Here is a 22,089-nt window from a genome sequence, read left to right on the forward strand (position 1 = left end):
TAAATCAAAGACCCAGCTTGCGCGACATATCAATCATCGCCTGCACCGATGCGCGGGCTTTTGTGCCCACATCAGGGTCGACGAGAACCTCGTTTTCGCCCGTGTGAAGCACCCAAAGGATCTTTTCGAGCGAAATTTTCTTCATGTAAGGACACATGTTGCAGGGGCCGACGAAATCGACCTCTGGCAGTTCATCAGCAATATTGGATGCCATTGAACATTCAGTGATCAGCATCGCCTTTTGGGGCTTCTCATCCGTGACATATTTGATGATGCCACTGGTGGAGCCAGAAAAGTCAGCCTCAGCCACAACGTCTGGGGGGCATTCGGGGTGTGCGATCAGACGCGTACCGGGATTCCATTCGCGAAAGTCTTGCAGGTCCTTTGCGGTATATTGTTCGTGCACGATGCAGGAGCCAGGCCAATAGACCACGTTCTTGTGGCTTTGGTTGGCTACGTTCTGCGCCAGAAATTGATCCGGCGTCATGATGACCGTGTCGCTCTCCATCGCGTTCACGATTTGCAGGGCATTTGAGGACGTACAACAAATGTCAGACGCTGCTTTCACCTCGGCTGTTGTATTCACATAGGTCACGACCGGCGCACCCGGATATTTGGCACGCATTTCGTCGATACCATCCGCAGTGATGCTTTCAGCAAGCGAACAGCCGGCTTCCATATCGGGCATCAACACAGTCTTTTCCGGACACAGAATCTTCGTCGTCTCAGCCATGAAATGTACACCGGCCTGAACGATCACCTCCGCGTCGACCTCTTGTGCCTTCATCGCGATCTGTAGACTGTCGCCAACGTAATCCGACACACCATGAAAAATCTCGGGCGTCATGTAGTTGTGCCCTAAGATGACTGCATTGCGTTCTTTTTTCAGCGCGTTGATAGCTTTGACGTAAGGCGCATAGATTGCCCAGTCGGGCGGTGTCACGACGCGTTCCATGCGGGCATAAATGTCTGACGTCGCCTCTGCGACTTCGGTTGACGGGGCCAGATCATAACAATCCGAAAGCACGGAGCGAACATGTGACAAGTTTAGCATTTAGCGTATTTCCAACTCTTTTTGGCATCAATACATGCTAAACAACGGCAGGCCAACATCTCCGATTAGGATTTGTGTTCGCGTAGCCCGGTTAAGATATTGCATTTATGATTTAGGTAGTGCCGTCGGCGCCAATTGACGACACCTCGTTGAGCGGAACCGCCATCGCGTCAGAACCGGCGCTCTTGCAACTTGTCCCTCACTGTGGCAAGCGATTTGTAAAATTCGGTCGTAAATTGAACGCAGGTTTCGCCTTGTCTGACAGAGCTTTCATCCGGCATGTGGTCTTCTTCAGTGCAGCAGACGAAAATGACGTCGCGCGCATTGTTGATGGCCTGTCCTTGCTTGGAAACATTCCACATGCTTCAGTGTTTGAGGTAGTCCAAAACAGTCATGTTGATGAACTCTCAGGCGAAGTGGATGTGGTCGTCTATGCCGAGTTCGTCGATGATGCCGCATTGCAGGCCTATAAAGCGCATCCCATTTACCAACAGGCGATTGATATTGTGCGACCCCTGCGCGAAATGCGGATAGCTGCGGACTTTTGACGTTAGTGACGAATGCCAAGGTAATATTTGACAGCGGTCCGGTCGCGGGCGGAACGGAATTCTCCGCACCAGTTGCGCAGATTAGGGCAGATACGCCAGCCGAGGCGGAGAGTGCGTTCGATGCCATGCAGCAAGCGCATTCCGATGGTCATTGGCTAGCTGGGTATATTTCTTACGAATTTGGGTATCTGACTTCGTCAAAGTTGGCACCCCTATTGCCTGCCGTACGAGACCTGCCGCTGATCCATTTTGGCGTCTTTGACGCACCGATATCTCCCCAGCCAGTGCCAAATGACACGCAAGCCACATTGTCCCCGATGCAACCACTTTGGGATTCTGCGCGCTATGCAAAGGCTTTTCAGACGGTTCACGATTACATCGCAGCAGGCGACATTTATCAGGCCAACCTTACCTTCCCTCTTGCTTCCCGCTTTACCGGGGATGTCGCGCAGCTATATGCTCAACTGAAGGACCGCCAACCCGTAGCTCATGGGGCATTGGTTGACTTGGGTGGCACTGTCTTGTTGTCACGGTCTCCTGAACTGTTTTTTTCGCTTTCAGAAGGCGGCACACTGACAACTCGCCCGATGAAAGGCACTGCCCCGCGCGGGAAAACCGTGGCTATTGACGATGCTCTGCGAGACGAGTTGCAAGCCTCTGAGAAAAACCGCGCCGAAAACCTGATGATCGTTGATCTGTTGCGCAACGACATGAGCCGTATATCGGACATTGGCAGCGTCGCGGTTCCAGAGTTATTTGCAGTAGAACGGTTCGCAACATTGCATCAGATGACGTCCTGTATCACTTCTCAGGTGTGCCAAGGCATCTCTTTCAAAGATCTGTTTGAGGCGTTGTTTCCTTGCGGTTCGATCACCGGAGCGCCGAAGCTGCGGGCCATGCAGATCATTCGAGAGATCGAAACACAACCGCGTGAGGCCTACTGTGGCTCCATTGGTTGGATTGCGCCTAACGGCGCAATGGAATTCAACGTGGCCATCCGTACTTTGCAGTGCCGCCAAGATAAAACTGTTCAGATGAATGTTGGCGGTGGTGTTGTTTACGATAGCACTGCTGAGGGCGAATTCGAAGAGGCCCTATTGAAATCCCGTTTTGCCGACTTGACCCAATGACGACAATGTTCTGAGCACGAAGACCGGCCATCGGTGCTGCTGCAGTGAAATGACGGTTTGTCCGCTAAACGGCCATCTGTGAAAGATACAGCGAATGGCTGGAATAAGCCCTTTGTGTGAGTCCAATTTTCCTACTGCGTCAGCGTAAGATTCGGCGCTACCATGCAGCGGGAAAACCAACCATACGGGCAGAGTGCAGCAAGGATCAGGTGTCGATTTCGCAAGTTGTGAACATTTCTGCTGTTTGTGAAACTTCTGACTGAGTCCGGTTTCGGCAAATAATCGACATTCGCTCAGTTGCTTCGGCTGTCATCTTCGAGCTTAACCGGCTAAGGTCTCATTTCTCAAGTATGCAGGAGCACGCCGCAACCCGAGGTAGCTGCAGTAAGTATCAAAACTGCTTAGACGGAGCGGTGAAATTCTTGGGCAAATACTCCAACGAAAACGCCCATTGCACTGTCCAAATGCGGATGAAGCAATTAGGGCCTTTCCATCAGCAAAACTTCCGACGTTCGAGTATGCTAACGCGCTGGGATTATTGGACATGCAAATCAGACGCGAAGGTTCTATTCGTCCTGCAACCCATACCCTTTAAGCTATTCATTGTATCAACTTATGGTTGTAAATTGATTGGCATGCCTATAATTTGATGCCATGCATGGATTGTCAAAAACAGATACCGAGTTGCAGTTGCAATCAGTTCTTGGCCTACGGGGCAAGGAAGGTTGATCTCTTCAAGGTGGTTTCGTGGGCTGGTTCTCATTGCTGGTGTCTGGCTCTCGTTGACACTGGCCGTGTTCGTCGACCGGCTTGAACGAAATCGCACGATTGTCGCATTCGAACGCCATGCGGACGAAACTTTTGAAGTATTGATCAATCGCATCGATGGATACAGCCGTACATTGGACGGTGCATCCGCGTTATTTGCCACCCATGGCGGTGTCAGCGCGCTTGACTGGCAGTATTATGTCGACAGCCTGAACATAGAAGAGACTCTGCCCGGCACTCTGGGTATCGGATACATTACCTTGGTCAAGGAAGTCGAAGGCGTCGATATTTCTAGCCAGATGTTAGAGAGGGGCGTCTTGCTGCCCCCTGTCCATCCGGACACCGGCTTGCCTGAACGATTTGTGGTTCAGTTTATCGAGCCATTGGAACAAAATCGCGCAGCACTTGCACTTGATATGGGGTTTGAACCCGAAAGACGGCGATCAGCGCAGATTGCCCGTGAAACGAACACCATCCAGCTTACCCCGCCTATCGAACTCGTTCAGAACGATGGCCGTGAACTTGGGTTTCTTCTTTTGCGCCCCCATTACAAGGCCAGAATGGACATTTCGACACCCAAAGCCATGGAAGACGCGTTTGAGGGTTGGCTGTATATGCCTTTTGTTGGCCAGGCGCTCTTTACCACTTTGACATCCAGTGACGATCCGATTGCCTCGCTGAGCGTTCGCGACACCGGCGCAGACAGCAGGGAAGTCCTTGTCTTCAATAGTCTCGATCGCTTCGCGGAACATGAGGCCCGATTCACTATTACGCGTGAGGTGGATTTTTTTGGGCGCCACTGGTCACTGACCTGGCACAGTACGCCGATGTTCGAAAAAGCCAACCGCGGGCTTGCGAAATGGATCGTTCTGGTTCTGGGGCTGACGATTTTTAGTCTGATCGGATACATTTCCCGAGTGCTATCGAGTCGAGAAAGTAAAATCGAGATCGAAGTTGAACGCAAGACCGTTGAGTTGCGGGCGAAGAGCGAAGAGACCCTCTCTGTAATAGAAAATGCGGTTATCGCTATCTTGGTATTGGATGAGAAAGAGCGCATTCTGTCGGCCAATCCCGCTGCAATGCAGTTGTTTAACGCTGTTGATGTAAGACTCGGAATGCGGATTCAATCGCTGATCTCGTTCAGAGCCAATGCCGATGGGATGGACCGCGCTGCGCGTTGCCCGACTTTGCCATCCTTGCGGCTGCACGTTCAGAAAAACGAGTGGTCTTCGGCTAATGGATTCGCGCGTTCAACCCTGCTCATTCAGGACGTCAGCGAAAGCACAGCCTATGCGCAAAGACTGCAAGAAAACGAGGCTCGGTGGAACTTGGCGATGAAAGGGGCGCAAATCGGTGTCTTTGATATTGATCTCGTCACTAACCGCTCCATCGTATCAGACACTTGGCGTATGCTGATGCGGGTTCCGTTGAGTGCAACGGACGTCGACACGCAAAAACTGTTCCTATCTCGAATTCACCCGGAAGATTTGCCAATCTTGCAGGCCGCGGACAAAGCCTGCATCGACGGCTTAACCGACCGGTCTACCGCAGAATATCGCATTCGATTTGAGGACGGGTCGGTGCGTTGGATGAAATCAGACGCTGTTGTCACTGAGCGCGACAAAAACGGGAAGGCGTTGCGGCTGATCGGCGCCCAAACCGACGAGACCGATCTTCACGAAGCAAGAAACGCCCTGAAAGCCAGCCGCGAGCGATTTGAATTGGTGTTGGAACAAGCGCCAGTTGGTATGGCATTATTTTCCGGCGACGGTCGGTTTTTGGGCAAGAACGAAGCCCTTTGTCGTATGACGGGATATGAAGAGACCGAAATGGCAAACGGGCTGCGGTTCCATGATCTATTGTCGCGCGAGGATCATGCAATGATGAAACGGGTGGTCAAAGATTTAATCACCCAAAGCCAATCTTCCCACCAAGGGGAATACAAAATAATTCCCAAGAACGGGCCCGCGATCTGGGGGTTGTTGAGCGTCGCCTGGACATTTGATCCGACCAAGAATGCCGATGTGTTCATCGTCCAGATCATTGATATCAGTGAGAAAAAGAATATCGAAAAGATGAAGGCTGAATTTGTCGCGACGGTGAGCCATGAATTGCGCACGCCGTTGACATCAATCAAGGGCGCGCTTGGGCTGATGCGTGGGCCGATGCTGCCAAAGATGCCGGACGGGGCCGAAAGGCTGCTGGAAATCGCGTATGGCAATACGGAACGCGTTTCCGCACTTGTGAACGACATTCTGGATTTGGAAAAAATTCGATCTGGCGAAATTGACTTTCAACTTGAGCCGACGGACCTGAACGAAATCCTTGAGGCGGGAGTTGAGCAAATGCTTCCGTTTGCCGCTCAGCATGGGGTCGAAATGAGTTTGGACTTACCTGAGAGCCCGATTGTGGGCTACGTCGATTCACAACGCACCCAGCAAGTCATTGCGAATTTGATCTCCAACGCCTGCAAGTATTCCGACGACAACACGACCGTTCACATCCGTCTTGAAGCGGTAGGGACGTCAGCGATAGTGTGTGTCATCAATTCTGGCCCTGCCATCAGCGACGATTTCAAGGCGAAGATTTTTCAACCGTTTTCACAAGCTGATGCATCCGATACCCGTGCAAAGGGCGGCACCGGATTGGGCTTAAATATTTCACGTCAGCTTGTAGAGCGTATGAACGGTCAAATCGGTTTCAAAAGTGATCTCGGAGAGCCGACAGCATTTTGGTTTACCGTCCCGCTGGCGAGGTCGGACAATGTAAGCTCAGATTCGGATCAGTCGTTAGAATTGCCACAACATCAGTTTAGTGTCCTTCACTTGGAAGACGACAGCGACTTCTCTGAGATTGTCAGGAAAGGTCTGGGTAATCTGGCTAAGATGCGTTCCGTGCCAACCCTTGCCCAAGCGCGTGCCGCCATAAGATCAGAAGTTTTCGATTTGATTGTCGTTGATTGGGACCTGCCTGACGGGAACGGGCATGAGTTATTGAACGACCTCCAAGAGTTCCAGAAAGACGCCCGTGTCATTTCATTGTCCGCTAGCGAAACGAGTGTGCGTGACATTCGGGTGGACCATGCCATCGTGAAGTCCAGACTTAGCTTGAACGAAATCGTTCGCGAAATGGTCAAACATGCTCGTTTGGCTTAAGAAAGATTTAAAAATTACCGAATTATGACACAATTTAGGGTCATGACTGCAGAATGTAAGAACTTAGACATTTTTGTCACAACTCTGGGAAAATTAGATGATACCCGCGACAACTGCAGCGCAGATGCTTGATAGATTCGAGAATCCGGTTCTGGTCATTGACACCAAGAGTCTAGCGATCTGCCATATGAATCTGGCGGCGTTGACACTTAAACAGGCCTCTCAGGACAGTGGCTTCGAATTAACTGACCTCGCGTCATGGATGGGTGTGAGCACTGAAGAAGCCCGCGCGCGCTTGACGTCGCAACGGCCCAGCTTCTTTCACGAGGTCAACCATGGTGCAGCATACTTCGACGTTCAGATTCAGCCCCTTTCCGACAGCGGCGCTTCGGATCAGATGTTCGCTTTCTTCCATGAGATCACTCGACGTCGCGAAGTAGAACGCAAAAAACAGGAACTGGTGTCGACAGTCAGCCATGAACTGCGCTCCCCTATGACAGCCATCAAAGGCGCTATGGGGCTGCTACTGGCCGGGTCTGCGGGTGAGATGCCCGAACGAGCCCGTAACATGATCCAGATCGCGCAACGCAACGCAGACCGCCTAATATTGATTGTTAACGATATTCTCGATCTCGATAAGATCGCGGACGGAACCATGGCTTTCGACAATTCCGAAGTCAGGGTGGCCGATGTCATCGAAACAGCTGTCGAGGGGATCGCAGGATTTAGAGATCGCTTCGATGTTAGTGTTACGACCGAGATCAATGCGCCCGATGCTTTATCAATGATCGACCCCAATCGGATGGTTCAAGTATTGGTGAACCTTCTGTCAAATGCGATCAAGTTTTCGCCGGCTGGCGGCAACGTCAAAATAGCGCTTTCGCGACACGCCGGCTTTAATCGGATCAGTGTCGCGGATATGGGTGAAGGCATTCCAAAAGATGAACAGGATCTGCTGTTCCAGCGTTTTGTCCAGATCGGCGCAAAGAACAGAGCGGCGACTGGCGGAACAGGCCTAGGGTTGAGTATCGTTCAGGAAATACTTGCTAAACAGGACTGCAAGATCAGCTTCGAAAGTGAAGTGGGAGGCGGAACAACTTTCTTTGTAGACATTCCGATTTATGATGGGTTGAAGTTGTCAAAGCAAGTTAACGGAAGTTGCTCATCATGAATATTTTCCACGTCGAAGACGATAGAGACATTCGCGAGATTACGAAGATGGCGTTAGAGATGGCCGGTGAGTTTCAAGTTTCACAATACGATTGTGGTGACGCCGCACTTGCAGCGGCATCCGATTCAACGCCCGATTTGTTTCTTCTAGACGTCATGATGCCAGGGATGACCGGTCCGGAAACTCTCCTGAAATTGCGGGAGTTTGATCATTTGGCGAACGTGCCGGCCATTTACATGACGGCAAGGGTTCAGCCAGACGAGATCGAGGCCTTCAAAAAGACCGAAGCGTTAGGCGTAATCGAGAAACCATTTGATCCTGTCACATTGGGACAGCAGATCATGGATATGATGGCGACCTGAGACGCGACGAGTTTCGCGAACGGACGCGAAATTAATCTTCTTCGCCGTTAGTGCTCAGACCAAGCTCCAAAAAATCGAGGACCTGAAAGTAAGCATCCTTTGGCGGCGCCGACCCAGTTTTTAGAAACTCGTTGATTTGAATTTCTGCATCGTGAGCACATTCACCCAACTCCGCATAGCCCAACGTGCCTGCGGTCCCTGAGATCTTATGTATTTTCTCTGCGATTAGGGTAAATTCACTTTGCTCACTGCTCGGCGTTTCAAGCGCGCGTTCCAGCGCGTTCCTAATGTCTCGCGCAGTAACCTCCAGAGATTGATGAAATCTTTCGCGAATTGGCCGGAGCGCGTCCTTGATGGCAAGTGAGCTCATGCGATTTGCTCAACGGTCCAAATGTTGCCAAAATTTCGCTCAAGCTGATCTGCAGCCTCTTCGGCACTGATATGAGCGTTCCGAAGTGAATCAATTGCACTATCACCCTTTCGCCAGATGAGGCGGTTGATGCGTCCAGCACAGATGCGGATGTCGATAGCCGTGCCGTCACTTGTCGATAGCTCCATTGAACGGATGTAGAGATTGATATGGTCTACAAGCCTTTCAATATCTATGTGCGCAGCACCTTCTACAACGCACACAAACGTCCCGTTACCAGAGTAGGACACAAGGCGGCGGGTCGGCAGAAGGCAATCCGAAATTGCTTCGCTGACATCCGTAATGACACACTTGAAATCGAAAGGGGTCAGGCGCGCATGCAAGTCCGCGATATGTCGGATGGTAAAGCCCAGGACAACAGACCCGCATAGCGATTTACGGGACAATTGAGTCACATAGTTTTCCATTGCGTGATTTTCGATGACGCCTTCGACGTCGAATACTGGAAACGGGTGATGCAACTCGATTGTCAGGTCATCAGCGATGTCATCCGGTGAGATATCTTGCAAAGTACATGCTGCATGGAATGCGTTCGTTTCTTTACGTTGATCTACGGTCAAACGAGCCATGAGACCAATTCGCGCTTTGAGACCGTTAAGTTCAAAAGGCTTTGTGATGTAATCCGTGGCACCAGCTGTAAAGGCATCATCGATGTATGATTTGTCCGACTTCGCCGTAAGCATCAAGATCGGGGTGCTGCGATACCAAGGGATATCCCGCAAAATTCGAGTGAATTCGATGCCGTCTGTTCTTGGCATCTGAATGTCGAGGAGAAAACAATCGAAACGTGCAGTCGTGTCGGCCATTAACTCAAGGGCATCGGTCACACACTCCGCTGTCGTAAGCTCATGTTCAGGCATAGAGCCAATGAAATGTTCCAGTAGCTCAAGAATGATCGGGTCGTCGTCAACAGCAAGTATATGCATTTAGTCTGCTCCATTTTTCCTCTTCACCCTCTTCGCGCTCCTTTAAGGGGTTGCTCGGGCGGTTAAATACAATCTCTGGGTGAAGATTGGCGAGAATGTGGCGCGGATCTGGTTTAAAGGTGGCGTCTATAGAAAATACAACGAACAGACCGCGAGATTTGATTTGGCAATGACGGCTTTGGGCTCAGAGGAGCCATCCTCCGCTTCGCAGCATCTCAACTCTGTCCCAAGCGAAGCATTAACACTCACGGCCCATTTCAGCCGTTCCTGCGTAGTCTGGTAGATGGCCGCTCCCAGCCTCTTTTCATCAGATTGACGCAATGCGCAATCAGTCGGAGGTTGTCCGGTGTATGCTCGACCTTGGCGTAATCCTTATCGCGCGACAGGGCGGAACGTTAAAACGGACATTGGTGGGGGGTAATTCCTCCACTTTGTAAAATGGCCCTAAACGTCTGAGCCCGCGACACGGTAAGCCCCGTTTTCCCGTCGAGATTTCCCCCAGGACTGTTGTGATTCATGTCGAGTTTCCAAACGCCCCGAGGCTGTAAAGGCCTGATCAGCCTCTGTTTGGGCGTCCCCTAGAATTCCGTCTAGATCAAGGTGATGAATTTCGCGCTCTTCCATCAATACTTGGCCATCCACGAGAACCGTATCTACGTCAGCTGCATTGGCAAAGTGAGTGATGCGGTTCAGCGCCATAACAGGTGGCCACAAATGTGGCTGCCGGCCATTCAAGAAAATGATGTCTGCCTTCTTTCCCACTTCCAGTGATCCAATCTGGTCTGCGACACCCAAAGCACGGGCCGCATCAATGGTGCAAAGTTCCAATGCTTTCGCATCAGGCAGAACGGAGGGATCACGGAAGTGACGGCGGTGGTAATGCATGGCCTGCGCCATATGACGGAACATGTCAAAACCACGGTCCGGCGCACCCGCATCCGAACCAAGGCTGACAGTTACGCCTGCCTCCAAAAGCTCAGGCACCGGGCAGCGGCCAATAATTGACATGATAGCGGAAGGATTATGAATGATCGTGGCCCCGGTTTCGCGAAGCGCTTCAAAGTCTTCAGGCGTCAAATCCACGCTGTGGCTTAAAGCCGCGCGGGGCGAAAGTAAGCCAAGATCACGCGCAACGGCTATGGTTCCCGAGCGATGTCCATCTTGGGTGAAAATAGTGCCGGTGCGGTCCTGTAGCGCTCGCATCGCAGTAGACATCCGACGGATCTCAGGGCCGTGATCCTCCATATGTGCGGAAGAATAGACCGGCAAAATCAGCGCGACTCCGGTGCGGCGGTTTACAACATCGTCGTGGCGCGCAACGAGATCGGCGCAGACCTCCATCTGTTCATCGAAACTCACAGGGGTGCGGTTGGGCCCGAACATCTTTGGAAAGGGCAACCTTCCCGGGCCTACGGCCATAAAAGTCCGCAACCCAGATTCCACTGTGGCAGCGCAATGCGCGTCGCCCGCTTCTGGCGTATCAGTGCGCATTACATCAGCACCACCCCCAAGAAGGGAAACAGCAGTGGTCACGCCCCCCATAAGACGTTCCATTTGTGCCAATCGCGCCTCGGCGCGCCAAAATTCTGGCGTGGCGACCCCTGCATAAATCTCTTCGCAGAGCTTGAACCACAGATCGCCGTCACCATCACCCGCGGCCCGCACGAGGCCATGCCCGGAGTGAGAATGCGCGTCGATCAAGCCGGGCAGGGCAATAAGGCCGGGGCGGTCGATTACGCGCTCGGCAGCCGGCGGTTCGCCAGTGCCAATGGCTGCGATTCGGTCAGCATCTACAGCGATCCACCCGCCTTCGATCACCCGTCGATCAGTGTCGACAGTGATGATGGTTGCGCAGTGAATGAGAAGGTCATGTGACCGTGTCATGATAGCAAATCTCTCAGGTCGTCAGTATCTTCAACACTGCCCTCAAGATCAAGTTTGCCCTCGAGATGATCTAGATGGTGATCCATCAAACTCTCTGCGTGCTTCGCATCGCCAGTCTGAATGGCGGCGACGACTTCGGCGTGTTCGTCCGGGCCGCAATCGGCGTGACTGCGGGTCTGATACATCGCCATGATGAGAGAGGTCCGCGATACCAGATCGCGCAATACATCCCAAAGATAGGGCGAACCGGCAAGTTCACCGATCAAAAGATGAAAGCCCCCCGACAATCTGATGCTCGATTTGATGTCGTTTGCGTCTCTTGCCGCGCGCTCTTTCTCTACATGTTCATTTAGGCGAGCAATGATTGCCGGCGTAGCAGTTTCGCAAAGGCGGATGATCAGGCTCTTTTCAATGGCGCGACGTGCAAAAAAGACGTCACGCGCTTCCTCGGTTGAAGGCTGTGAAACGAATGCGCCGCGATGCGGGACCAACGTCACCAGCCCGTCATGTTCCAAAGCAGCCAATGCCTGCCGGATGCGAGCGCGACTCACTGAAAAGATCTCAGCCAGTTTCTCTTCTTTCAGTCGGGTGCCGGGCTTCAGCTTGCGTTCTGCGATCGACAACCAGATGCGATTGTAGACCTCCATTTGGGGAGTGTCAGTGTTGGTACTTGTCGTGGACATGCCTTTTACCACCTCAAATTGCACAATATTTCAGCTTGTCGTCAATTTATGTCGACATGATTGTATGTGCAAGTAAAGTTTTTGTAGACAATTTATTGGAAACATGTTTGCAATATATGCATCGCGGCTATGCACCCTTTGCAAGGGGGGCCGCTCAAACGAAAGGAAGAACTGCAAATGCTTCGTTACCTTATGATGACAGCCACCGCAGCGACTATGCTGACGACCGCGGCGAGCGCTGAAAGTTTGCGCTATGCAACCTCACGGGATGTCTACGGCCTAGATCCGCATGCATCCTCTGATAGTTTCACCAATATCTTCACCCATCATATTTATGAGCCGCTGGTTCGCTACGATGCGGATATGAAGATCGAGCCCGCTTTGGCGACGAGCTGGGAGGTGCTTGAGCCGACCCGCGTTCGCTTTAAATTGCGCGAAGGCGTGACCTTCCAAGGCGGCGAGGCCTTTGGCGCAGACGACGTTCAAGTATCGCTGATGCGCGCCGTCGATCCAAAATCGCCGCTGCGTGGCAACCTTCCGGGGCTCACAGCAGTCGAGATCGTGGATGATCTGACGGTAGACCTGATCCTTGATGGGGCGACCCCCCTTCTGAATAATTATCTGACGAATATTCAGATTATGGACAAGGGCTGGCTGGAGGCACACAACTCGGTTGCCCCGATTGACGCCAGCCAGGGTGAAGAGGGCTATACCACCAACAACGCCAATGGCACCGGACCATTCGCATTGGAGAGCCGCCGCCCCGATGCGCTGAACGTATTGGTTGTCAATGAAGGCTGGTGGGATACTCCGCAGCACAACCTGACCCGGATTGAGCATACGCCTATCGGATCGGATGCCACTCGCGTTGCTGCCCTGTTGTCTGGTGAGATCGACTTGATCGAACCCGCACCGCTTCAGGATGCAGGCCGGATTGAGGGAACCGACGGGGTGCATATGCTGCAAAACCCCGGCTTGCGTAGCATCATGATGGGCATCAACATGGGTGAGAGCTTGGTTGACGGCAATGTCGAGGGCAACCCGCTGAAAGACGTTCGGGTGCGCCAGGCAATGTATCACGCCATTAACATGGACCTGATCCGCGACCGTATCATGCGCGGCAAATCTCGGGTTACAGGCTCATTGATCGCACCTGCAGTAAAAGGCTTCAGCGAAGAGATGGATGAACGGCTGCCCTATGATCCGGAAATGGCGAAGTCACTGCTGGCCGAGGCTGGCTACCCGGATGGATTTGCATTCAACCTGAACTGCCCAAATGATCGTTACGTGAACGACGGGGACATCTGTCAGGCCATGGCCGCCATGTTGGCACAGTCCGGCTTCGAACCACGTCTGGTGACGGAACCGCGCCAAATCCATTTCAAGAAAGTCGACAATCATGAAGTTGACGTTTTCATGCTGGGATGGGCAACTTTGCCGATGCTTGACGGGTTTTCCGTTCTTTCGGCGATGCTGGCAACAAAAGACGGCGAGTATGGCACCTTCACACCAAATGGCTACTCCAACCCCAAGGTTGATGAGTTGACCAGGGCCGTGGCTGTAGAAATTGACGAGGAAAAGCGTCTGGCGTTGATGGAAGAGGCGCTGATGCTGGCCAAGGCAGATGTTGCATGGCTACCGCTTCACCAACAGCCGCTATCCTGGGCCGCACGGGACACCGTGGAAATCCCGCAAGCGCCGGACGATCTGGTACGTCTTTGGTATGCCACGGTCACCAACTGACCTTTATTGGGGCTGGAACCCCGTGTTTCCGGCCCCAATTGACGCCCCTAACGCCCAAGAGAGGTATTCACCATGCTCGGCTTTCTGATCCGCCGCATCATCCAATCAATTTTCGTGATGCTTACCGTCGCACTGATTGCGTTCATGATGTTTCGCTTCATGGGCGATCCCGTCAATTCACTTGTGGCCGAGAATGCCACAACCGAGGAACGTGACGCCGTGCGTGAGCGCCTTGGTCTGGATCAACCGATCTGGGTGCAATACGGCCGTTTTGTGGCCCGTGCGTCGACCGGAGATTTCGGGCTTTCATGGCGCAATGCACGGCCCGTTTCCACGCTGCTCTCCGAACGCTTCCCCGCCACGGCAGAGTTGGTTCTGGTCGCTGCAGGGCTCTCGCTGTTGATTGGCATCCCACTTGGGATCTTAACAGCTTTAAGACCAAGCAGCCTTTCCGCACAAAGTTTGCAACTACTATCGCTGATCGGGATTTCACTCCCGACATTTGTGACAGGTATTCTGCTGATTTTGATCTTCTCGGTCTGGCTGGGATGGTTGCCGTCCTTCGGGCGGGGCACGGTGATTGATATCGGCTGGTGGTCTACCGGGTTCCTGACGGTTTCGGGCCTCAAGGCTTTGATCCTGCCCTCCTTCATGCTGTGCTTGTTTCAGCTCACACTCATCATGCGTTTAGTGCGTGCAGAGATGATGGAGGTGTTACGCACTGACTATATCAAGTTCGCCAAGGCACGCGGCTTGACCAACCGGTCTATCAACTTCCGTCACGCCTTAAAGAACACGCTCATTCCGGTCATCACCATCTTTGGCCTTCAACTCGGTGGGTTGATCGCCTTCGCCATTGTGACTGAAACCGTTTTCCAGTGGCCGGGAATGGGCGCGCTGTTCATTCAGGCCGTCAGCTTTGGCGATGTGCCGGTGATGGCAGCATATCTGGTTCTGGTCAGCCTGATATTCGTGATCATTAACACCACCGTCGACCTGCTTTACGCCGTGCTTGATCCGCGTCTGCGCGTCGATGGCACCAAATCTGCACATTGATCCGGAGAGAAACCATGACAACCTCGACATTGTCCCGCTTGTATGACAGCGACATCGCATGGAATTTCCGCCACTCTTGGATGGCGCGGATATCCACTGTGACCCTACTCTTGCTTTTTGCCGCAGCCCTCTTTGCTCCGCTTCTGGCAACACAGAACCCGTATGACATTTCGCAGCTCTTTTTGCTGGATAGCGAGCTGCCCCCCTCCTGGGTAGAAGGGGGAGACCCGCGCTACTTGTTGGGCACGGACCAGCAGGCACGTGATCTGTATTCCTCGATCCTTTATGGGTTGCGCCTTTCTCTCATCGTAGGCTTCGCCAGCGTCGTGCTGGCCGCCGGACTGGGCATCTCACTGGGTCTGATTGGCGGATTTGTGGGCGGTATGGTTGACGGCGCGATTATGCGGGTGGCAGATATTTTGCTGAGCTTTCCTGCAATTCTTGTCGCATTGCTGGTCAACGGTGTTGCCCGCGGCATCCTCCCCCCTGACCAGCATGCCGATGCGGCGATCTGGGTGATGATCCTCGCCATTGGATTGACCAACTGGGTGCAATATGCGCGCACCGTGCGCGGCTCCACGATGGTGGAGCGGCGAAAGGAATACGTTCAGGCTGCGCGCATTAACGGGGTCTCCGGTATGGGGATCATGATGCACCATATCTTGCCCAATGTATTGGGTCCGGTTCTGGTTATCGCCACGATCAACCTTGGTATGGCGGTGCTAACAGAGGCTACGCTTTCTTTCCTAGGGGTCGGTATGCCCGCAACCCAGCCCTCCCTTGGAACCTTGATAAGAATTGGGAACGAATACCTGTTCTCCGGTGTCTGGTGGGTGGTGATCTTCCCGTCTGTTGTGCTGGTGATCCTTGTGCTTGCCGTCAACCTGTTGGGCGACTGGTTGCGCGACGCCCTGAACCCTAAGTTGAGGTAAAACACCATGACCCTATTGACCGTAGAGAACCTGACTGTCGCCTTTCCCGGTCGACGTGGCACGGTAAACGCAATTGAAGATGTAACGCTTTCCGTCTCTCCCGGTGAAATCCTGGGGATGGTCGGCGAAAGTGGTGCTGGCAAGTCAATGACCGGTGCTGCCATCATCGGCCTGATAGAGCCGCCCGGTGGAATCACCCAAGGAGAGATCCGGCTGGAGGGCGATCGCATTGATAACCTGCGGCCCGAGGCTATGCGGCGTATCAGGGGGCGCAAGATCGGCGCGATCTTTCAGGATCCGCTGACCAGCCTCAACCCCGTTCTGACCGTGGGTGAACAGCTGATTGAAACCATTCAAACCCATTTGAAACTATCCAAAGCTGATGCCCGCGAGCGCGCCATTGATTGGTTGCGTCGGGTAGGTATCCCCGCTCCCGAGGCGCGCATAGATACCTATCCGCACCAGTATTCGGGGGGGATGCGCCAAAGGGTTGTCATCGCACTTGCGCTTTGTGCCGAACCCCGTCTGGTCATTGCGGATGAACCGACCACGGCTCTTGATGTCAGCGTGCAGGCCCAGATTATAGCGCTGTTGCGCAGGCTGGCGCGTGAAACCGGCGTCGCGGTCATTCTAGTGACCCATGACATGGGCGTGATCGCGGAAACGGCTGATCGTGTGGCCGTGATGTATGCTGGTCGCATTGTAGAGGTAGGCTCTGTTGCCGAAGTTCTGACCGCACCCAAACATCCCTACACCTCTGGTCTGATGGCCTCCATCCCGCGGATCGGCCCCCGTCCTGATGTTCTGGCGCAAATCGAGGGGGCGATGCCGCGCCCGAACGCCCGCCCCGAAGGATGCGCCTTTGCGCCGCGTTGCCCGCACAAGATGGACATCTGCTTGCAGCAACGTCCTAAACTTGAGGGTAGCGAAGAGAAATCCGTAGCTTGCCATTTGATTGAAGAGGTTTCGGTATGAGCACTCCGCTTTTGAACGTAACGGGCTTGAAAAAGTCTTTCGATCTATCGCAGCCGTTCCTGAACCGGTTGTTTTCGGGCGACGAGCGCAAGTTTGTCCATGCGGTCGATGGTGTCGATTTTAGCATTGAGCGCGGCACAACATTGTCGCTTGTCGGCGAATCCGGTTGTGGCAAGTCCACCGTGGCAAAGTTGCTGATGGGTCTAACGCACCCGTCTGATGGAAACATGCGGTTTGATGGAAATGAACTTGCGGGCATGTCCGCAGGGGATCCGCCGGATGTGCGACGTCGCATGCAAATGATCTTTCAAGATCCCTTTGCCAGTCTGAACCCGCGCTGGAGGGTGGCGCGTATCATAGCGGAACCGATGAAAAGTTTTGGCACTCACCCCGATCCGTCAGAACGGCGCAAAGAGGTTGATCGCCTACTGGAGTTCGTGGGCCTTTCAGCCGCTGATGGCGAAAAATTCCCGCACGAGTTTTCTGGCGGTCAGAGGCAGCGTATCTCGATCGCGCGCGCGATCTCGACCAAGCCAGAGTTCCTTGTTTGCGATGAGCCAACGTCGGCGCTTGATGTTTCGGTGCAGGCGCAGATCCTCAACTTGATGAGAGAATTGCAGCGGGAACTGGGGCTGACCTATCTGTTTATCACGCATGATCTAGCCGTGGTGAACTATATTTCCGACTACATTGGCGTGATGTATCTGGGCCGCTTGGTAGAACTTGCACCTGCGGAGCAGATTTTTGCTGCCCCACAGCATCCCTATACGCGATTGTTGCTGGAAACCGTGCCGGACATCACGATGGCGCACCGGGATATGGAGCGCCCGGCAGGGGAGGTGCCAAACCCGATCACGCCCCCGATGGGCTGTCATTTTAACCCGCGCTGCCCGTTGGCGACCGACCGTTGCCGCACTGAAAAACCTGAATTCCTGCCTTATGGATCGTCGCGCGTTCGCTGCCACGCAGTGCAAGAAGGACGGGCCGATCAGGCGGTTCTTAGAGAGGACCTTTGATGGACTACGATTTCACGCAACTGCCGCCGCAAGACCGTTACCGCTTGTTAACAAACTTCGTCGGGCCGCGCCCCATTGCTCTTGTCACCACACGTTCCGAAGAGGGTCATTCGAACGCAGCTCCGATGAGTTTTTTCAACGTTTTTTCACAGGATCCACCGATCGTAATTCTGGGAATCCAGACACGCGGCGATGGACATGAAAAGGATACGCTGGTGAACATTCGCCGCACGCAGGAATTTTGCGTAAATATGGTGGATATGGAGATTGCGGATGCAATGATCCTGTGCGGCATCAATTTCTCTCGTGATGTTGATGAACCGAAGTTCGCAGGGCTTGCTACTGCGGATTGTCGCCAGATCGCGGCCAGCTATTTAACCCGGACTCCTTGTGCGATGGAATGTCGGGTGGAGCGGATTATCGACTTCCCAAATCGCGCTATCGTGCTTGGCGAAGTGGTGGAAATGACTGTGCGTGATGACTGCCTCGATGCCCAGGGTCGCTATGTGAATCCTGAGGTCTATCAGCCCATCGCGCGGCTGCATGCCGACAATTATATCGTTGCGGACCAGCAGTTCGAGTTGACCAAACCGGAAGAGGCCGCGGCATGGGAAGCCGGACAGCTGGCCCCGATGTCAGCGAAGGCTAAATGATGCGGATTCATGTGATTAACCCCAACTCTACGCTTTCGATGACCGATCAGATCGGAAGGGCATCGCGTCGCGCGGCAAGCCAGGAAACCGAGATTGATCTGTCTAACGGCGAGGGGGCGCCGGTCTCGGTCGAAGGGTACACGGATGAGGCGCTGGCCGTGCCTGCGATGTTAGCCGCGATCCGCGATGCGGAAAGGCGGGGGGCTGAGGCCCATGTCATTGCGTGTTTCGATGACCCCGGACTGTCCGCTGCACGCGAAGTCGCCGGTGCGCCGGTGGTCGGCATTTGCCAGGCCGCTGTTCAGGTCGCGGTAACGCTTGCATCCAGGTTCTCAGTTGTCACCACATTGTCGCGGTCTGTACCGATCATCGAGGATTTGGTGGAAAGTTATGGCGGGGGGCGTCGTTGCCGGCGGGTGCGGGCCGTCGATCTGCCGGTGTTGGCCTTGGAAGAAGACCCCGAATGCGCCTACGAGCTGATTGCTGCGGCGGTACGTGCCGCGCGCGATCAGGACGGCGCCGAAGCCGTGGTGCTTGGCTGTGCCGGAATGGCCGAAATGTGTGAGCAGCTAACCCGCGAAACCGGTGTGCCGGTTATCGACGGCGTCACAGCCGCAGTCCGTCAGGCCGAGGCGCTGATTGGCATGGGATATAGAACATCAAAACTGGGCGGCTACGCATGGCCCCGTCCAAAATCAGGGGGCTTTGCCCCGGAGGCAGCATGACAGATCTACTTATTCGTAACCTGCGCCCTATGGGAGCCGCGACAACCGATATGCTCATCCGAGAGGGGCGCATTGTGAAGATGATGCCGGGCATTGATGCCCCGGATGCGGCCATCGAAGACGCAAAGGGTGCCATCGCCATTCCGGCTTTGGTCGAGGCGCATACCCATCTGGACAAAACACTGATGGGCATGGGGTGGTATGAAAATGCTATCGGCGCTGATCTTCGTGGCATGATTGACAATGAACGGGCCGAGCGTCGCCGCCTGAATCATGACCCTCACCGTCAATCGATGCGCCACGCGCTGGCGCTTGCAGGTAACGGTGTTACCCATATCCGGAGCCATGTGGATGTAGACACCGATAACGGCCTTGCTGCCATGAAAGGTGTCTTAAAAACCCGCGATGCCTTGCGCGACGTTGTCGAGATTGAAATTGTTGCCTTTCCGCAATCCGGATTGATGATCCGCCCGGGCACGGCAGAACTGTTGGATGAGGCCTTGGCGATGGGGGCTGATCTGGTTGGTGGCCTGGATCCTTGCGGGATCGACCACGACCCCAAGGGCCATCTGGATACGATATTCGGCTTGGCCGAAAAACACGGCAAGGGGATTGATATCCATCTGCATGAAGCCCGCCAGCTTGGTGCATTTTCCATGGAATTGATCCTCGAGCGAACCCGTGCGTTGGGCATGAAAGGCAAAGTGGCGATCAGTCACGCCTTTTGTCTGGGAATGGAGGATTGGAACCGGACGCAGGCCTTGCTGGAGGCACTGGCCGATCAGGACGTTGCCATCCTGACCACCGGCGCCCCGTCCATTGAGGTGCCTGCCGTGAAAAGAGTGCTGGGTGCCGGTATCCGTATGGGAGCCGGATGTGACGGCGTATTGGATACATGGAACCCCTGGAACCGCCCCGATATGTTGGACCGTGTCCGCATCGTGGCGCAAAAGAACAACATGCGGTCGGATGTCGATCTGGCACTGGCATTGGAGGTTTGTTCAACTGGCGGTGCCGCAGTGATGGGGGTGACGGGCCACGGGGTTGCGCTTGGCAGCAACGCTGATCTCGCATTCGTAAATGGCGAAACACTTGCCGAGGCCGTAGCTGTCGGTGGCCCTGTCGCACTGACCGTAAAGGCAGGCCGCATTACGGGCCGTGCCGGGCAACCGTTGATGGAGGCCCCATGACGCTGAACAAGCTGAAACTTGGGGCGCGTCCTGAGGGGCGCACCGCATTGAATGCACGCTGGGTGGTTGCGCATCGCGATGGTGGCCACCGACTGTTGGAAAACGGCGAAGTGGTGATTGAGCGGGATCGCATCCTTTATGTTGGCTCAAGGTTTGACGGAGACGTTGCACGGCGGATCGATCTAGGCAATGTCCTGATTTCACCCGGATTGATCGATCTGGATGCTTTGTCAGACCTCGATACCACGACTTTGGGCGTCGATTGCGGGCCCGCATGGGCCAAAGGGCGCGTCTGGCCCCAAAGCTACGTCGAGCGTGGCCCCTATGAGATGTATTCTCAGGATGAGCTGGCCTTTCAAAAGAAATTCAGCTTTGCCCAGCTTTTATGTAATGGAATAACCTCTGCGCTTCCTATCGCTTCGCTGTTCTATCGCGAATGGGGCGAGACAGTGGCCGAGTTTGAAGCCGCCGCGCAGGCGGCAGGTGATCTGGGCTTGCGGGTCTGGCTTGGCCCCGCGTATCGCGCCGGTGGCATGGTCTGCACAGCACCAGGCGTGCTGGAGGCGCGCTTTGATGAGGCGCGCGGACTGGCAGGGCTGGATACGGCCATCGGCTTTGTCAATTCGCAAGCTGGGCGCTTTGACGGGTTGGTTCAGGGAATGTTGGCTCCTGATCGGGTGGAAACCTGCACAGAAGCGTTGCTGACCCGGACGATGGCGGCGGCGCATGATCTGGATATCCCGGTGCGGTTGCACATGGCGCAGGGACAAATGGAATACGACACAGTGCAGGCCCTGCATGGCACATCAGCGCCTCAATGGCTTGCTGGCTTTGGTGCACTTAACGAACGCCTCATCGCACCGCATGCAACGCTCGCGACTGATGACGACCTGAAACTTTATGCGGAACATGGTGTGTCTGTTGCACATTGCCCGCTGGTTTTTGCCCGTTCCGGCGCGATGTTAACTTCGTTCGGCAAGCTGCTGAGACTGGGGATCAACATCGGCATGGGCACGGATACTGCGCCCCCTGACATGGTTCTGAATATGGCGATTGGCGTGATGATGGCGCGGATGGCCGGAGACAGTCAGACAGAAACGGCGCCCGAGCATTTGTTTGATGCAGCCACCCTTGGTGGAGCGGCGGCCCTAAACAGGCCCGATTTGGGGCGGCTCGAAGCAGGAGCCAAGGCAGATGTCGCCGTGTTTGATATGTCTGACGCGCTTATGGCACCGCAGGTTGACCCAATCCGCACGTTGATCCTCGGTGCGTCGGGTAGGGTGACAAAAGCGGTGTTTGTGGACGGGCGACTTTCGATGCTGGACGGTCAAGTCTCGGGAATGGAAATGGCCGAAGCCCGTATTCGCGCTCAAAGGCAATTTGATGGGCTGGTGAGCAAATATCCGGAACGCACTTGGGGGCACCCGAAGGTCGAAGAGATATTTCCGCCAACCTATCCATTTCTCAATGAAGAATAAGCCCGGCAAGCAACTCTCCAAACCTGCCGTTCGCGGCACCTACGACGAACAGCTGCTTTGGATCACGTGGTCTGTCGTGTCCGCTTGCTCTTGCTGCACCTGCACAACGCGCGCTTTGTTAGTGAAACGGGGTCTGTGTCGCCTTCGAGAACTGTCAGCACGCATTATGTACTGGCGTATGCACTGCGGTATGCACGCGAGTCACAGGGC

19 protein-coding genes are annotated in these 22,089 nt (G+C 54.3%); 14 read left to right on the forward strand and 5 right to left on the reverse strand.

Annotation, left to right across the window (positions count from 1 at the left end; genetic code table 11):
- Positions 1-4: 4 nt before the first annotated feature.
- Positions 5-1,054 (reverse strand): quinolinate synthase NadA, encoded by a 1,050-nt coding sequence (nadA, locus tag KO498_RS06425; RefSeq protein WP_215959051.1) that lies wholly within the window; start codon positions 1,052-1,054, stop codon positions 5-7.
- A gap of 254 nt (positions 1,055-1,308) precedes the next feature.
- Here nadA and KO498_RS06430 point away from each other — a divergent pair, with 254 nt between their 5' ends.
- The 5 genes from KO498_RS06430 (at position 1,309) to KO498_RS06450 (ending at position 8,188) form a co-directional block, all read left to right on the forward strand.
- A complete protein-coding gene (locus KO498_RS06430; RefSeq protein ID WP_215959425.1) occupies positions 1,309-1,602 on the forward strand; it encodes a Dabb family protein in 294 nt (97 codons plus the stop codon).
- A gap of 5 nt (positions 1,603-1,607) precedes the next feature.
- Entirely contained in the window at positions 1,608-2,732 is a 1,125-nt protein-coding gene (locus KO498_RS06435; RefSeq protein ID WP_215959426.1) for an aminodeoxychorismate synthase component I, read from the forward strand.
- A 782-nt stretch (positions 2,733-3,514) separates the two neighbouring features.
- The gene (locus KO498_RS06440; protein ID WP_215959052.1) at positions 3,515-6,655 is read left to right on the forward strand and encodes a CHASE domain-containing protein; all 3,141 of its coding nucleotides are present in this window, start codon (positions 3,515-3,517) and stop codon (positions 6,653-6,655) included.
- Between the two features lie 97 nt (positions 6,656-6,752).
- The gene (locus KO498_RS06445) at positions 6,753-7,826 is read left to right on the forward strand and encodes a sensor histidine kinase (protein ID WP_215959053.1); all 1,074 of its coding nucleotides are present in this window, start codon (positions 6,753-6,755) and stop codon (positions 7,824-7,826) included.
- Entirely contained in the window at positions 7,823-8,188 is a 366-nt protein-coding gene (locus tag KO498_RS06450) for a response regulator (protein WP_215959054.1), read from the forward strand. Before KO498_RS06445 ends, KO498_RS06450 begins: the two co-directional genes overlap by 4 nt.
- A 31-nt stretch (positions 8,189-8,219) precedes the next feature.
- Here the strand turns inward: KO498_RS06450 and KO498_RS06455 are convergent, their stop codons facing one another.
- The 4 genes from KO498_RS06455 to KO498_RS06470 form a co-directional block, all read right to left on the reverse strand.
- Positions 8,220-8,558 (reverse strand): Hpt domain-containing protein, encoded by a 339-nt coding sequence (locus tag KO498_RS06455; protein WP_215959055.1) that lies wholly within the window; start codon positions 8,556-8,558, stop codon positions 8,220-8,222.
- Positions 8,555-9,544 (reverse strand): response regulator, encoded by a 990-nt coding sequence (locus KO498_RS06460; protein WP_215959056.1) that lies wholly within the window; start codon positions 9,542-9,544, stop codon positions 8,555-8,557. The genes KO498_RS06455 and KO498_RS06460 overlap by 4 nt, the downstream gene beginning before the upstream one ends.
- A gap of 444 nt (positions 9,545-9,988) precedes the next feature.
- Positions 9,989-11,428 (reverse strand): amidohydrolase family protein, encoded by a 1,440-nt coding sequence (locus KO498_RS06465; RefSeq protein WP_215959057.1) that lies wholly within the window; start codon positions 11,426-11,428, stop codon positions 9,989-9,991.
- Complete coding sequence (locus KO498_RS06470) at positions 11,425-12,111, reverse strand: GntR family transcriptional regulator (protein ID WP_215959058.1); 687 nt, start codon at positions 12,109-12,111, stop codon at positions 11,425-11,427. The genes KO498_RS06465 and KO498_RS06470 overlap by 4 nt, the downstream gene beginning before the upstream one ends.
- A 177-nt stretch (positions 12,112-12,288) precedes the next feature.
- On the opposite strand from KO498_RS06470, the gene KO498_RS06475 reads away from it, so the two are divergent.
- The 9 genes from KO498_RS06475 to KO498_RS06515 all read left to right on the forward strand — a co-directional run bounded on the left by KO498_RS06475 (position 12,289) and on the right by KO498_RS06515 (position 21,879).
- On the forward strand, positions 12,289-13,854 hold the full coding sequence (locus tag KO498_RS06475) for an ABC transporter substrate-binding protein (RefSeq protein WP_215959059.1): 1,566 nt from the start codon (positions 12,289-12,291) through the stop codon (positions 13,852-13,854).
- Between the two features lie 72 nt (positions 13,855-13,926).
- Entirely contained in the window at positions 13,927-14,910 is a 984-nt protein-coding gene (locus KO498_RS06480) for an ABC transporter permease (RefSeq protein WP_215959060.1), read from the forward strand.
- Between the two features lie 14 nt (positions 14,911-14,924).
- Positions 14,925-15,842 (forward strand): ABC transporter permease, encoded by a 918-nt coding sequence (locus KO498_RS06485; RefSeq protein ID WP_215959061.1) that lies wholly within the window; start codon positions 14,925-14,927, stop codon positions 15,840-15,842.
- A 6-nt stretch (positions 15,843-15,848) separates the two neighbouring features.
- Positions 15,849-16,817, forward strand: a complete 969-nt coding sequence (locus tag KO498_RS06490) for an ABC transporter ATP-binding protein (RefSeq protein ID WP_215959062.1) — start codon at positions 15,849-15,851, stop codon at positions 16,815-16,817.
- Positions 16,814-17,833 (forward strand): ABC transporter ATP-binding protein, encoded by a 1,020-nt coding sequence (locus KO498_RS06495; protein ID WP_215959063.1) that lies wholly within the window; start codon positions 16,814-16,816, stop codon positions 17,831-17,833. The genes KO498_RS06490 and KO498_RS06495 overlap by 4 nt, the downstream gene beginning before the upstream one ends.
- Positions 17,833-18,486, forward strand: a complete 654-nt coding sequence (locus KO498_RS06500) for a flavin reductase family protein (RefSeq protein WP_215959064.1) — start codon at positions 17,833-17,835, stop codon at positions 18,484-18,486. Before KO498_RS06495 ends, KO498_RS06500 begins: the two co-directional genes overlap by 1 nt.
- Entirely contained in the window at positions 18,483-19,211 is a 729-nt protein-coding gene (locus KO498_RS06505) for an aspartate/glutamate racemase family protein (protein WP_252731302.1), read from the forward strand. Before KO498_RS06500 ends, KO498_RS06505 begins: the two co-directional genes overlap by 4 nt.
- Complete coding sequence (locus KO498_RS06510) at positions 19,208-20,401, forward strand: amidohydrolase family protein (protein ID WP_215959065.1); 1,194 nt, start codon at positions 19,208-19,210, stop codon at positions 20,399-20,401. The genes KO498_RS06505 and KO498_RS06510 overlap by 4 nt, the downstream gene beginning before the upstream one ends.
- Entirely contained in the window at positions 20,398-21,879 is a 1,482-nt protein-coding gene (locus KO498_RS06515; protein WP_215959066.1) for an amidohydrolase family protein, read from the forward strand. Before KO498_RS06510 ends, KO498_RS06515 begins: the two co-directional genes overlap by 4 nt.
- Positions 21,880-22,089: the final 210 nt, after the last annotated feature.

It is taken from the genome of Lentibacter algarum (genome assembly GCF_018860975.1).
Taxonomy (GTDB): Bacteria; Pseudomonadota; Alphaproteobacteria; order Rhodobacterales; family Rhodobacteraceae; genus Lentibacter; species Lentibacter algarum_A.

What these genes read in the sequence shown, in the direction of transcription:
- KO498_RS06460 (WP_215959056.1), bottom strand. Translation starts at nt 9,544, where the DNA reads ATGCATATACTTGCTGTTGACGACGACCCGATCATTCTTGAGCTACTG.
- KO498_RS06485 (WP_215959061.1), top strand. Translation starts at nt 14,925, where the DNA reads ATGACAACCTCGACATTGTCCCGCTTGTATGACAGCGACATCGCATGG.
- nadA (WP_215959051.1), bottom strand. Translation starts at nt 1,054, where the DNA reads ATGCTAAACTTGTCACATGTTCGCTCCGTGCTTTCGGATTGTTATGAT.
- KO498_RS06455 (WP_215959055.1), bottom strand. Translation starts at nt 8,558, where the DNA reads ATGAGCTCACTTGCCATCAAGGACGCGCTCCGGCCAATTCGCGAAAGA.
- KO498_RS06465 (WP_215959057.1), bottom strand. Translation starts at nt 11,428, where the DNA reads ATGACACGGTCACATGACCTTCTCATTCACTGCGCAACCATCATCACT.
- KO498_RS06510 (WP_215959065.1), top strand. Translation starts at nt 19,208, where the DNA reads ATGACAGATCTACTTATTCGTAACCTGCGCCCTATGGGAGCCGCGACA.
- KO498_RS06490 (WP_215959062.1), top strand. Translation starts at nt 15,849, where the DNA reads ATGACCCTATTGACCGTAGAGAACCTGACTGTCGCCTTTCCCGGTCGA.
- KO498_RS06500 (WP_215959064.1), top strand. Translation starts at nt 17,833, where the DNA reads ATGGACTACGATTTCACGCAACTGCCGCCGCAAGACCGTTACCGCTTG.
- KO498_RS06445 (WP_215959053.1), top strand. Translation starts at nt 6,753, where the DNA reads ATGATACCCGCGACAACTGCAGCGCAGATGCTTGATAGATTCGAGAAT.
- KO498_RS06495 (WP_215959063.1), top strand. Translation starts at nt 16,814, where the DNA reads ATGAGCACTCCGCTTTTGAACGTAACGGGCTTGAAAAAGTCTTTCGAT.
- KO498_RS06505 (WP_252731302.1), top strand. Translation starts at nt 18,483, where the DNA reads ATGATGCGGATTCATGTGATTAACCCCAACTCTACGCTTTCGATGACC.
- KO498_RS06475 (WP_215959059.1), top strand. Translation starts at nt 12,289, where the DNA reads ATGCTTCGTTACCTTATGATGACAGCCACCGCAGCGACTATGCTGACG.
- KO498_RS06515 (WP_215959066.1), top strand. Translation starts at nt 20,398, where the DNA reads ATGACGCTGAACAAGCTGAAACTTGGGGCGCGTCCTGAGGGGCGCACC.
- KO498_RS06480 (WP_215959060.1), top strand. Translation starts at nt 13,927, where the DNA reads ATGCTCGGCTTTCTGATCCGCCGCATCATCCAATCAATTTTCGTGATG.
- KO498_RS06470 (WP_215959058.1), bottom strand. Translation starts at nt 12,111, where the DNA reads ATGTCCACGACAAGTACCAACACTGACACTCCCCAAATGGAGGTCTAC.
- KO498_RS06450 (WP_215959054.1), top strand. Translation starts at nt 7,823, where the DNA reads ATGAATATTTTCCACGTCGAAGACGATAGAGACATTCGCGAGATTACG.